Origin of the sequence: Clostridium tyrobutyricum (genome assembly GCF_019144085.1) — a bacterium.
GTDB classification, from domain to species: Bacteria; Bacillota; Clostridia; order Clostridiales; family Clostridiaceae; genus Clostridium_B; species Clostridium_B tyrobutyricum_A.
Map to the genome: position 1 here is coordinate 1 of NZ_JAHHUY010000029.1, position 12,301 is coordinate 12,301.

Annotated in this window: 12 protein-coding genes and 1 tRNA gene; 1 reads left to right on the plus strand and 12 read right to left on the minus strand. The window is 28.7% G+C overall.

The features are described from left to right. Positions 1-372 precede the first annotated feature (372 nt). The 6 genes from KM800_RS11830 to KM800_RS11850 all read right to left on the minus strand — a co-directional run bounded on the left by KM800_RS11830 (position 373) and on the right by KM800_RS11850 (position 4,469). A complete protein-coding gene (locus KM800_RS11830) occupies positions 373-1,560 on the minus strand; it encodes an MFS transporter (protein ID WP_217813270.1) in 1,188 nt (395 codons plus the stop codon). An 89-nt stretch (positions 1,561-1,649) separates the two neighbouring features. After that, positions 1,650-2,111, minus strand: a complete 462-nt coding sequence (locus KM800_RS11835; RefSeq protein WP_017751373.1) for a MarR family winged helix-turn-helix transcriptional regulator — start codon at positions 2,109-2,111, stop codon at positions 1,650-1,652. Positions 2,112-2,392: 281 nt separating this feature from the next. Further along, the gene (locus tag KM800_RS11840; protein WP_217813271.1) at positions 2,393-2,827 is read right to left on the minus strand and encodes a hypothetical protein; all 435 of its coding nucleotides are present in this window, start codon (positions 2,825-2,827) and stop codon (positions 2,393-2,395) included. Positions 2,828-3,331: 504 nt separating this feature from the next. After that, positions 3,332-3,844 carry a site-specific integrase gene (locus KM800_RS15535; RefSeq protein WP_330655611.1) on the minus strand — a complete coding sequence of 171 codons (513 nt, stop codon included), beginning with the start codon at positions 3,842-3,844 and terminating at the stop codon, positions 3,332-3,334. Between the two features lie 9 nt (positions 3,845-3,853). Beyond that, on the minus strand, positions 3,854-4,288 hold the full coding sequence (locus KM800_RS15540) for a phage integrase SAM-like domain-containing protein (protein ID WP_254906550.1): 435 nt from the start codon (positions 4,286-4,288) through the stop codon (positions 3,854-3,856). Positions 4,289-4,393: 105 nt separating this feature from the next. Then, positions 4,394-4,469, minus strand: a tRNA-Thr gene (locus tag KM800_RS11850). A gap of 277 nt (positions 4,470-4,746) precedes the next feature. On the opposite strand from KM800_RS11850, the gene hsp18 reads away from it, so the two are divergent. After that, on the plus strand, positions 4,747-5,193 hold the full coding sequence (hsp18, locus tag KM800_RS11855) for a heat shock protein Hsp18 (protein ID WP_217813272.1): 447 nt from the start codon (positions 4,747-4,749) through the stop codon (positions 5,191-5,193). A 61-nt stretch (positions 5,194-5,254) separates the two neighbouring features. Here the strand turns inward: hsp18 and KM800_RS11860 are convergent, their stop codons facing one another. The 6 genes from KM800_RS11860 to KM800_RS11885 are packed head-to-tail and all read right to left on the minus strand — an operon-like array spanning position 5,255 to position 12,276. After that, positions 5,255-6,589 carry a replicative DNA helicase gene (locus KM800_RS11860; RefSeq protein ID WP_217813273.1) on the minus strand — a complete coding sequence of 445 codons (1,335 nt, stop codon included), beginning with the start codon at positions 6,587-6,589 and terminating at the stop codon, positions 5,255-5,257. A 19-nt stretch (positions 6,590-6,608) separates the two neighbouring features. Beyond that, positions 6,609-8,519, minus strand: a complete 1,911-nt coding sequence (lonC, locus tag KM800_RS11865) for a Lon family ATP-dependent protease (protein WP_217813274.1) — start codon at positions 8,517-8,519, stop codon at positions 6,609-6,611. Between the two features lie 12 nt (positions 8,520-8,531). Further along, the gene (gene rplI, locus KM800_RS11870) at positions 8,532-8,975 is read right to left on the minus strand and encodes a 50S ribosomal protein L9 (RefSeq protein WP_217813275.1); all 444 of its coding nucleotides are present in this window, start codon (positions 8,973-8,975) and stop codon (positions 8,532-8,534) included. Beyond that, entirely contained in the window at positions 8,975-10,960 is a 1,986-nt protein-coding gene (locus KM800_RS11875) for a DHH family phosphoesterase (protein WP_217813276.1), read from the minus strand. The genes rplI and KM800_RS11875 overlap by 1 nt, the downstream gene beginning before the upstream one ends. Before the next feature lie 18 nt (positions 10,961-10,978). Beyond that, the gene (locus KM800_RS11880) at positions 10,979-11,950 is read right to left on the minus strand and encodes a YybS family protein (RefSeq protein ID WP_217813277.1); all 972 of its coding nucleotides are present in this window, start codon (positions 11,948-11,950) and stop codon (positions 10,979-10,981) included. Between the two features lie 11 nt (positions 11,951-11,961). Then, positions 11,962-12,276 (minus strand): MazG-like family protein, encoded by a 315-nt coding sequence (locus tag KM800_RS11885; protein ID WP_217813278.1) that lies wholly within the window; start codon positions 12,274-12,276, stop codon positions 11,962-11,964. Positions 12,277-12,301 lie beyond the last annotated feature (25 nt).

The window sequence follows — 12,301 nt, forward strand, 5'->3', positions numbered from 1 at the left end:
CATTAGCATATTTTTTTATGCTAATGCGACAGCCCCTTGTTATAACTGGTGCTCCTAACAGGAGTCAAACCTGTGACCCCTTGATTACGAAACATTAAAAGTATAAATTTATTAAAAAATATAAAATAATATTATATACTGTAAGCATTGATATTATTAAGTTTGTAAACATTTTAGGAAACCTAATGTACTATTAAAAAATATAATTATGCCAACAAAAGTGCCAACATGATAGCAATAATTTTATTTTTTATATCATTTTGTCACTTGGTCAGGAACTTTTTATTGTCAATTAATTTCTATATATAATAGTAGGTAGAAATTTTTTAGATGTTATATTACCTATTAATTTTTTATAAAGATTAATAGGCTTTATCTTATTCTATAAATTATAAAATGAAAAATAATAGCTAATGCCTGAAAAACAAATCCCATTATACAAACACCATACCATCCAAAGCTCTGCCAGAAAAATGTGCCCAAAAAAGAACCTACTGCACCACCAATAAAGTAAGAGAACATAAATACAGTATTGTTACGGCTTCGAGCCTCATTACCTAAAAGTTGTACTCGTGCCTGATTTGATACCTGCCCACATTGATTGCCAAGATCAAGAACAACTACACCTATTATAAGACCAGCAATATGGTAACCAAAAACAAAAAAACATATATAAGCCACAGTAGATAATATTACTCCTATTCCCACAGTGAATCTAGGACTTTTTTTGTCAGCTATCTTTCCAATAAGCGGTGCAGCTAGTGCACCAGCTACTCCTAAAAGCCCAAATAATCCAGTCTCCCTAGCACCCATATTATAAATTGGTGTCTCGAGTAAAAAAATAAGTGAAGTCCAAAATATACTGAATGAACCAAACATAAAAAATCCGTTCACCGCTGATTCACGTAAAGAAACTTGCTTCTTTATTAAATCTGGAATAGATTTTAAAAGTCTTTTATAAAAAGTTTCCCCTGTTGGTTTATCCTTTGGAAAAAGTTTTAAAATAAGAATAAACAATATAACAATAAAAACTGCACCAAAAATATAAACAATCCTCCAATTAAAAATCGAACTTATAATTCCACTGAAAATACGTGAAATTAAAATTCCTATAAGGAGCCCACTCATAACACTTCCTATAACTTTACCCTCCTGATCTTTCGGTGAGAGATGAGCAGCATATGGAATTATAATCTGCGGAACAATGGTTGTAAGGCCTATTGTAAACATAGCTAAAATCATAACAAAGTAGCTTCTTGAAAATGCAGTTGCAATCAAAGATAATGCTACTAAAATCAACATATGTAATATAAGTGAACGCCTTTCAAACATATCACCTAAAGGTACTATAAATAAAAGACCAAGTGCATAACCTAACTGAATAGCCATAGCAGCTATTCCAACTAAATTTTGAGATACTGAAAATGTATTTGCAATTTGGGATTCTAATGGTTGAATATAATACAAATTTGCAACACAAATTCCACATGTAATTTCCATTAACAATATTAATGACTTGCTTAAAAGCAATTTGTTTCCTTTATTATTGTAATTATTCAATAATATTAAAGCCTCCTTTTAGAATTTAACTTAAATAGACCCTCTATATCGTATATGTACTATACACTTATATCAGAGAAAAACTTTTCTTAAAAAAGTTTTTCCAACTTATTTAAGAAACTGTAAATAGTATTAATGTCTCTTTCAGATTTTCCATTTATGCATGATAAAATAATTTTATTAATATTCTCATGATATTTCTTATGTTGACAATAAGCTATCCAGCCCTTTTCCGTCAATGAAATAATAATCTGTGACTTGTTCTTCGAATTCAGTGCTTTTATAACAAGTTTTTTATCCTCCAATCGAATTAATGTTTGTGAAATTGCCCCCTTTGTAACATTTCTTCTACGTGCTATTTCTGATACAGAAAGGTTTTCATTGTTGCCTATAAATTCAATAAGATGGATTTCTGAAAGATGCAATACTGTATCTGTTCCAAAATTTCTTGCTTTTTTATCAGTTTCATTGAAATGATTTATAACATTTAATAATTTTCTTGGTAACCTATCTATATATAATTTGCTATTCATATTATCAATTGTATACATGCTATACTCTATTGTCAATAATAATTAATACCAACACCTATATAACTAGGATAAAAGCTTAATAAGTACTATGCTAACTTTATAAATTATAGACTCTATAAAAGGTTAACTGTATCATAAGATTATTAAGCTTTTTATAGCAGTAACTAAAGCTTAAAGTGGAGAATTATTATAAAAATGCTCTAGCATGACTATATACATTTTATAAAATAATTTAAATAATAAAAGCCTTGGTATAAACCAAGACTTTTATTGAAAAGAGGTCAATTAATGAAGAAAATTTAGAATTTTTGTATACTTTTATTATATATAATGTATTGATAATTGCAATGGATAAAGAATGAACTTTTTATATGTAATGTTAATTTTGAAGTAATAAATTTATAGTGTAAGCGTATATCATTTAATTCTTGAATTTTGTTGAATTCATTTTCAGTGATTATAATTCTATGTATATGTATTAATTTATATTTATCATCTACCCATCTTTTAACCATATTATATAAACTTTTTTGCCACCTTGTAGAATTGAATTCTTCGTAATTATTTTGCATATATATTTCTATTTCTTTACGAATATCTTCTTTATTCATATGCTTTTCATTATAATAATATTTTATTAATAATTGAATAGTTTGAGATGGTTTATTCATATTTATTTCATTATTTTTTATTGCTATTTCAACTTCTTTTTTCTCATTTATTATAATTTTCATTTATTAAACACCTAACACTATTATATCTTATTATTTTACTCTTTACTTTTGGTTCTTGTCATGTTAATGTTTGGGAACTGTGGACACGTTCGGAGGCATAGAACCCTTTGTATTAGAAACAAAGAGTTTTAATGTTTGGTTTACTGTATTGTATCCATCAACATCTACATAAAACAATCTGCTATATCATCAATAACATTTCAGCCCTATTATTTCAATAACATATCTGTCGTGTATTTCTACGCCTGGACATCCTGCCTAATATTTTTGTTAACCCTGTAGGGAGTGTCCTGGATTTCTCCAGCAGTTTTTTAAAGTGTTATTCCTTCTAACCATAATCACATATACCAAAAAAGGGTATAGTAAATAAACCTTGCAAATTCCTATTTTTTGAAATATAATAATGATACTGTGATTTTATATTTCGTTGATAGGTTTTTGCAACGAATATTATGCATATTAAGTTGTAGCCATTCTTTTTATAGGGTGGTTATTTCTTTATAATCAATCTCTCAATTTCATAAATTTTTTATTGTTTGATTGTAATTTTTCTAATGGATTGTAAATATTAAAATCTTGTTGTAGATCATCAGTAAACATATCTACATAATTTTTTACCATATTTATGGAAGAATGGCCTAACATTTTTTGTAACTTGAAAATATCTCCACCATTTACTATCCAATTCTTAGCAAAGGTATGCCTAAACCTGTGTACTCCTGTCCTCATTACTCCACGTTTTTTATTATATTTGGCAATATTGTGTGAAAGTATATCTACTTTTAGATACCCACCATAAGCGTTTATAAATACATAATCTTCTGGCTTTCCTTCCCTATATTGCAAATATTCAATAAGTACTTTTTTTAAAGTATTGGACATAGGAACGATTTGTTGTTTTCTATTTTTTGTCCATGTGTATGTTATAAGTTGATTATCAAAATCTAAATCTTTTATTCTTAAATTTGCAAGTGTTCTTGCTCTGCAACCAGTGGCCATAAAGAAATTAATGCACACCCAATTTCTTTATTCTAGGAAAGTACAATTTTTTATGTTTGGCTTTTTTAATAATAGTTGTAATTCTGCATCTGTATAGGTTTCTATTACTTTTTTATCTACTTTTAAAGAATGGATTTTAAAACTTTCCATATAATCCAGTTTCATGAAATAATAAAGAATGACTCTGAGTGTGATTACTGCAGTATTAATACTCGTTTGATTTTCTTTAGTATTTGTTTTTAAAAATATTATGAATTGTTGAATAGTTTCAGGAGTGATTGTTTTTATTTTTGTTGTTGGTTTAAAAAATTTATACACCACATGACGCATTATAGTTTTATAATGTTTAATTGTAGTTTCTCTTAGATTTTTTGCTCTACAATATAAAATAAATTCTTCAAAACCTTTTTGAAATGTTTTATCTTGTTTAATTTTTGCTAATTCAATTCTTTCTCTTCTCATAAAAAAATCACTCACTTATTTACCATATTTTTTATAGTAAACAAGTGAGTGATTTTCACATTCCAATATTATGAAATGCTTGTAAACCCTCTATATATAACGTTCTGGTGCTCCTAACAGGAGTCGAACCTGCGACCTCTTGATTACGAATCAATTGCTCTACCAGCTGAGCCATAGGAGCAAAATAACATATTCATTGTAATACAAATATAAAACATAATCAAATTTTTTACCTTTTTTTGTATTAACATTTAAAATAGCTTAAATTATGTATTCTATTCTTAAATATTTTAATTATAATAAATTATATATTTAAATCTAATATTACTGTCTATTATCAAGTTTAATCTTCTATTTATAAACTTTGACTTTCTTTGACTTTTGTTATATTATAATAACTGTAATAAGGAATACCTAATAAAACGGTAATAAAAAATATTTATCAGGAGGTAGTTAATATGTTTGATATGGTTCCATTTATAAGAAATAATAATGTAAAAGGTAATGATGCTTTTGGAGGATTCATGGATTCATTTTTCAATAATGATTTCTTCTCACCTCTTAATTTACATGGTTTTGGTAACGGCTTTAAAGCAGATATCAAAGAAACTGATAATTCCTACTTAGTAGAAGCTGACCTTCCTGGAATAAAAAAAGATGCAATAAGTGTAGATTATAATAACAACTATTTAACAATTTCAGCTAAAAGAGAAGATTCCAAGGAAGAAAAAGATGAAAATTTCCTAAGACGTGAAAGAAGTTATGGAGAATTCAGAAGAAGTTTTTATGTTGATGATATAGATAAAAACAGCATTAATGCTTCATTTGAAAATGGTGTATTAAAAATTGATCTTCCTAAATCACAAAATGCCAAAAATAATGACTCAAAAATAGATATAAAATAATTTAAATTTTTCCGACATAAAGCACTATGAAATTTATTCATAGTGCTTTATGTTTTTATATTTACTCTTGATGTACTACATCTAAATTTCCAAACTTACTAAATTGTCCAAGCCATGCCAACTTAACAGTACCAGTTGGACCATTTCTCTGTTTTGCAAGAATACATTCTGCTACATTTTTGTCTTCTGTTTCTTTGTCATAGTATTCATCTCTGTATAAAAACATTACAATATCAGCATCCTGTTCAATAGAACCTGATTCTCTCAAATCAGATAGCATTGGTCTATGATCTGTTCTAGCTTCAGGAGCACGAGACAATTGAGAAAGAGCAATAATTGGACATTGCATTTCTTTTGCAAGTGCTTTAATTGATCGTGATATCTCCGATACTTCTTGTTGCCTATTTTCAGATCCTCTTCCTCCACTCATCAATTGAAGATAGTCTATAATTATTATATCTATCCCATGTTCAATTTTAAGTCTTCTACATTTAGATCTCATTTCCATAATTGATATTCCTGCAGTATCATCTATGAATATATCTGCTGCAGCAAGTGGTCCAGAAGCTCTGGCAATATTTTCCCAATCCTTGTCACTTAAATTTCCTGTTCTAAGATTTAGCATATCTACATGAGCTTCAGAACAAAGTAGCTTATATGCAAGCTGTTCTTTTGACATTTCAAGAGAAAAAACCGCTACCTTTTTTCCCTCTCTTAATGCTGCATATTCTGCTATATTTAATGCAAAAGTAGTTTTACCCATAGATGGTCTTGCTGCTACAAGCACCATATCTCCTTTTTGAAAACCTGATGTCTTGGCATCCAGTTCTCTAAATCCTGATACAACTCCATTAGTTTCACCTTTATTATTGAAAAGCCTTTCTATTTCAAGAAATCCTCTTTCAAGAACAGAATTCATAGGTTCAAAATCTGAGGTATCCCTATCACTTGATAAATCAAATATAGATTTTTCGGCTAAATCTACTACGGACTCCACATTATCCTGACTTTTATAACTTTCCTCTATTATTTTAGTAGAGGATTTAATAAGTTCTCTAAGTGTAGATTTATCTTTTACAATCTTTATATATGATTGTAAATTTGCTGTAGAAATAACTGATCCTCCAAGTTCACTTATATAGGTTATTCCTCCTGCAGATTCTAATTTATCTGTGGATTTCAAGTTTTCAGTAAGGGTTATTATATCAACAGCTGTATCTTTTTGGTACAAAACCAATATAGCCTGAAATATAATTTTATGTGCATCCTTATAAAAATCCTCAGGTTTCAGAACTTCCATTACCTGAGCTATTGATGCCTTATCTATAAGCATTGAACCCATTACGCTCTGTTCTGCCTCTATATTATGAGGCATACTTCTAAGAGGTGTATCCATTAGTCTAATCTCTCCTTAGTTATTCAAAAACAATTTCAACAAGTTCTTCAATATCAGATACAGCTTTTACATCTATATCATCGGTATCTACTGGTACTTCATTTAAATTGTCCGAAGGTACAACTATTAATTTTATTCCTTTCCTTCTTGCACCATAGACTTTCTCAAATATTCCTCCTACAGGCTTTATCTTTCCTCTTAATGATATTTCTCCAGTTACAGCTATATCCTGTCTTAACGGCTTATTTAAAAGTGCACTTATAATACATATTGTTATAGCTGCTCCTGCAGAAGGTCCATCTATTCTTCCTCCCCCTATTGCATTTACATGTATATCATAATTTCCTATATCTTTGTCTGTTATCTTTCTTATTACTGATGCAGCATTGAATACAGAATCTTTTGCCATACTACCAGCAGTATCATTAAATCTTATTATTCCTTTTCCCTTGTCTCTTGCAGGAAATGCGACTGCTTCTATTTCTATAGTTGATCCTATGTATCCACTAACACCAAGTCCGTATATATGTCCTATATCATATTTCTTATCTGATTTTATATCCTCAAAAGGTACAAGTCTTCCTATGGATATAACTTTATTTAAGTCTTCCAAAGATATCTTTACATTTTTAACATCTTCTATATCAGTGTCTGAATCATGATTATATAAAGCATATCCATATGCATCTGATAATATGTTAATAGCCTTTCTTCCTTCAATAGTATATTTACTAATGATTTCAGTAACACCAGACTCAAGTTCTATATTAAGCTTTTCTGCTGCATTCTTTACTATAGTTTGTATATCCTTTACTGTAAGCGGTTCAAAATATACTTGAGTACACCTGGACCTCAAAGCAGGGCTTATTTCACTTTGTTCTTTTGTAGTAGCCCCTATAAGTAGAAAATCTGCTGGTGCACCATTTTCAAAAAGATATTTTACATATTTAGGTGTATTCTCATCATCTGGATCATAATAAGAAGATGAAAATTCAACCCTCTTATCTTCTAATACCTTTAATAGTTTATTTTGAAGCATATCATCTAGTTCTCCTATTTCATCAATAAACAATACACCTCCATGTGCTTCCGTGACAAGTCCAAGTTTAGGCTCAGGTATTCCAGTTTCTGCTAGATCCCTTTTTGTACCCTGATAAATAGGATCATGTACTGAACCTAAAAGTGGATTTGTTATCTCTCTTGGATCCCATCTCAATGTAGTACCATTTACCTCAACAAACTTTGCATCTTTATCAAAAGGAGTATATTTTAATTTTTTAGCCTCCTCAAGAGCGATTCTAGCCGCTGTTGTCTTTCCTACTCCTGGAGGACCATATAATATAATATGCTGAGGATACGGCGATGCTATCTTGGATAGTATTGCTTTAATCGCCCTCTTCTGACCTACAATTTCATTAAAAGAGTGCGGTCTAAGCACATCTTGTATACTTTTACTCAATCTTTTTGAATCCAATACCTCAAGTTCAGCATACTTTTTTAATGTTTTAGCATTTTCAGGGCCCTTACGTTTCTTTATAATGCCCATCCTAATTTCATCCATATACTTAGATTGCTTTTCTATAATGTTTTTTTCAACTTCTCTTTCAATTTTATTTCTAACATACCTTCTACTTAAAAGCTCTGTAATAGATTTATTTGTATCCTCTATCACACCATCTACATTTGAACTGTCAGGTACATTTTTTATTCCATTTCCCTCATTTACAATTACATTTATTGCATATAATTTATCATATATATTATTACTTTTTATATAACTACTAAGTTTATATTTAGAGATTCTAGATTTAACAATTCTTTCACTTATAATTTTAAGCATAATATCATTTAGAGCATCTATTTTATCCTCAAGTGATATATTGCCTTTTTCTATTTCTTTATTTAACCCCTCAATAGATTGTGATTTCACCTATTCTCCTCCTTATTTTTCTTCAATTACCACCTTTATTTTAGTTGATATTTCTGGATAAAGTTTAACTTCAACATCATAGGAACCAACCTTCTTTATATTATCCATAACTACCTTCTTTTTATCTACAGTTATATCAAAGTCCTTTTTTAGTCTATCAGATATATCCTTACCAGTTATAGAACCAAACAATCTTCCATTTTCCCCTGATTTTATATCTATTTTTATTTGTTTTCCCTTTAAACTTTTAGCTATTTTTTGTGCCTCTTCTATTTCCTCTAATTTTTGCTTTCTTTCAGCTTTTTTTTGGTTATTTAATACATGAAGATTTGAATTATTTGCTTCTTTTGCCAGTCCTCTAGGAAGCAGAAAATTTCTAAAATATCCATCTGAAGCATTTACTACCTCTCCTTTTTTTCCTAGAGCTTTTACATCTTTTATTAATATAACCTTCATTATTTTTTGTCCTCCTTTATATATACATTAATAGCCTTTTTTAAATCATATACAGTTTTTTCTATGCTGCACGACTCCAATCGTGCCCCTGCTATTGTCATATGTCCACCTCCACCTAAAGACTCAAGTATAAGTTGAACATTTATATTTCCAAGAGACCTTCCACTTATGAATATCTCATCTTTGATTTTAACAAGAACAAATGAAGCTTCAATTCCTGTAATATTTAATAATTCATCTGCAGCTTGTGCAGCTAATACAGTATCCTGTATTTTATCAGGACATACAGCTATTGCAATATCATTATATATTTGGGCTGATCTTATAATTTCAGCTCTATCCAAATATGTTTCTAAATCATAAGAAAAAAACTTTTTTACATCAATAGTTTCTGCTCCCAGCTTTTTTAAAAACGAAGCTGCTTCAAAAGTTCTTATTCCAGTTTTAAAGTAAAAATTTTTTGTATCAACACAAATACCTGCAAGTAATGCATCAGCCTCTATTGTTTTTAATCTAGGTTTATCAACCATATATGGTATCATTTCTGTAACCAATTCAGATGTAGATGATGCATATGGTTCAATATAACTTAGAAGATTATCTTCAATAAAATCTGCAGCTTTTCTATGATGATCTATAATAACTATTCTATCAAACTTTTCAACTAATTTCATGTCCTGAACATAGCTTTTACTGTGAACATCAACAATTATCAATAGACTATTTCTATCTATCTTTTCTTCACACTCTCTACTATGGATAAATACACCCTCATAGTCATTATCCTCTCTTATTTTATTAAATATAGGCTTTATGCTTATATTTACATCGTCTAATATAATATTACATTTCTTTTTCATCGTACTAATTATACTATGAATTCCTACTGCAGAACCAAGACAATCAATATCTGGTTTTTTATGTCCCATTATAAAAATATTACTACTATCATTTATAATATCTAAAAGTGCGTGGGCTATAACCCTTGCTTTTACTTTAGTTCTTTTTTCAACTTCCTTTGTTTTTCCACCATAAAATAAAAGTTTATCACCACTTTTTACTACTGCCTGATCTCCTCCACGACTGAGTGCTAATTCTTTGGCAGATACTGAATAATTCTCATTTTCAAGAGGTGTATCACCGCTGCGCCCTACTCCTATACTAAGAGTTAGCGGATTTTTATTCCCCATATTTATATTTCTAACTGAATCCAATATATCAAATCTTTTTCCCATCTCTATATCTATATCTTTATTTTGTACTGAAAATATATATTTATTGGGTTCATACTTTCTGACCATGGCATTTAACTTCTGTCCATAAATATTTATAGTTCTTTCTAATTCAGCTATTATAAGTGGTCTATCATCTTCTTCAACTGTTCTTATTACATCATCAAAATTATCAACTTCCATTAACATAATGCTGCACTTTTTTTCTTCTATAGAATTTATTGTTTGAACTAATTCTGTAGTATCATAAAAATATAGAAGCAATATCTTATCTTTATCATTTTCAGATGTATCTATCATATTAGTATAGATATTATAATATCTATCTCCTATTTTCATGTTTTTGAATTTAGTATCTCTTCCAGATATAGCCTGTTTTATATTAAATCCTCTTATAACTGTTTTTATGTTCTTTCCCAATATATCCTTTTTATTTAAGTCCTGCAAAAATTTCTGATTATACCAGATAACATCTCCATCGCTTCTTATTATTACCAAAGGAAATGGGAATTTCACAAGAGTGCTCCTCGTAGCAATGTCTAATCTTGATGAAAAATTTTCTATAAATTTTTTCCACTCATTTTTTTTAAATTTAGTATTTCTAATATTATAAATTACAAGAATTCCATATAAAATTATAGATATTACACCAAGTACTATATGTCCATATAAAATTACAATTACTATAAATACTGCAATTATTATCATATATAGTTTATTGTTCTTAATAAAATAATTATCGCCACTTTCCATAAAGTAGGCCTCCTATTATTATTTCTTATCTACTATTCTATATGGATCTAATTTTCTGAAATCTGCTATCATATCTATAATTCCTAAAATAATATAAATTAAATAGGAAAATAAAGTAAATATTAAAATAACAGCAATAAGCTTATTGCCCATATTAAACTTGCGTTTTAGATAATATGCCGCTAGAGATACTCCATCTAATATAAGTACAAATTGAATCATATATTTCCCGAAACTTATAAAATAATATGCTAATTCCATATTTCTTCTATTCATCAATAGTCCTATAATAATAATAACTACAAACACAGTCCCAACTCTGGTACTCATATATATTTCACCAAATGGCTTTGTAATAACATCATAATGTAATTTTTTAAGAACTGAATTTCCTATTAAATAACATATATAAGCCATTAGAAATGAAATAATCACAAATGATGCCGGTATAATTCTCATTATAATTTCTGGTTTAAGATAAGACAGCATACTTTCCATATAACTAATCTGATCTTTAGGTACTCCCATATTATTATACATAGCTATAGATTGTTTAAAAGGTTTTATTATGGAACTATCTATAAATCCATATATTCCTTGATTAGTTATTATATTTATATATACTAATAAATATATAATCATTCCTATGAAAATACTTATGGCTAACAATACAATAGTTGTATTAAACTTCTTTTTATTTTTTACACAATATCCAAACACAAAGCCTGGCAACCCATTTAGAACTATGCCTGATAGCGAAACTACTGGATTATACAATATACCTATAAAGATTGCACTAGCTACAATAGAAACTATAGTAACTTTAAAATTTTGTCTTATAAACAATATTGCTATTGGTATTGGAAGGATAAAATTCGTAAACATTGATAATATAGGCACATATATACATATCAACGTAATTAATATAATAATAGCGGTTATTAAACCTGCTTCTACTATAGATTTTGCATTATAACTCTTATTGGGCATTTTTACCTCCATCATCTTTCTTTAATATGATTGTATAGTTTACTTAAATCCTTTCCATCTTTTTCTATTTGATCATCTTCGATTATACCAAGTTTTAATTTTTTCTTCATTGTTTCATCTACTGCAGTATGGGAATATCCTAATCTTTCTGCCAATATATACAGTATTATTATTGCCCCGGAAATGGAATCAAGGATTGCTTCTTGTGCCACATTGCTGCCTTTTGTAAGCAACTTAAATAAATCCCCTATAGCAACTATAAGATTTGCCTTCAATTCTTCTATTATTTTTACATTATACATAATATTAAAATCTTTTTTTTTCATATGAATCATCCCCTTTTGGCTCTTA

Excerpts from the sequence above, each read along its gene's own strand:
- KM800_RS11835 (WP_017751373.1), bottom strand. The coding sequence starts at position 2,111 with ATGTATACAATTGATAATATGAATAGCAAATTATATATAGATAGGTTA.
- KM800_RS11840 (WP_217813271.1), bottom strand. The coding sequence starts at position 2,827 with ATGAAAATTATAATAAATGAGAAAAAAGAAGTTGAAATAGCAATAAAA.
- KM800_RS15540 (WP_254906550.1), bottom strand. The coding sequence starts at position 4,288 with ATGAGAAGAGAAAGAATTGAATTAGCAAAAATTAAACAAGATAAAACA.
- hsp18 (WP_217813272.1), top strand. The coding sequence starts at position 4,747 with ATGTTTGATATGGTTCCATTTATAAGAAATAATAATGTAAAAGGTAAT.
- KM800_RS11860 (WP_217813273.1), bottom strand. The coding sequence starts at position 6,589 with ATGGATACACCTCTTAGAAGTATGCCTCATAATATAGAGGCAGAACAG.
- rplI (WP_217813275.1), bottom strand. The coding sequence starts at position 8,975 with ATGAAGGTTATATTAATAAAAGATGTAAAAGCTCTAGGAAAAAAAGGA.
- KM800_RS11875 (WP_217813276.1), bottom strand. The coding sequence starts at position 10,960 with ATGGAAAGTGGCGATAATTATTTTATTAAGAACAATAAACTATATATG.
- KM800_RS11880 (WP_217813277.1), bottom strand. The coding sequence starts at position 11,950 with ATGCCCAATAAGAGTTATAATGCAAAATCTATAGTAGAAGCAGGTTTA.
- KM800_RS11885 (WP_217813278.1), bottom strand. The coding sequence starts at position 12,276 with ATGAAAAAAAAAGATTTTAATATTATGTATAATGTAAAAATAATAGAA.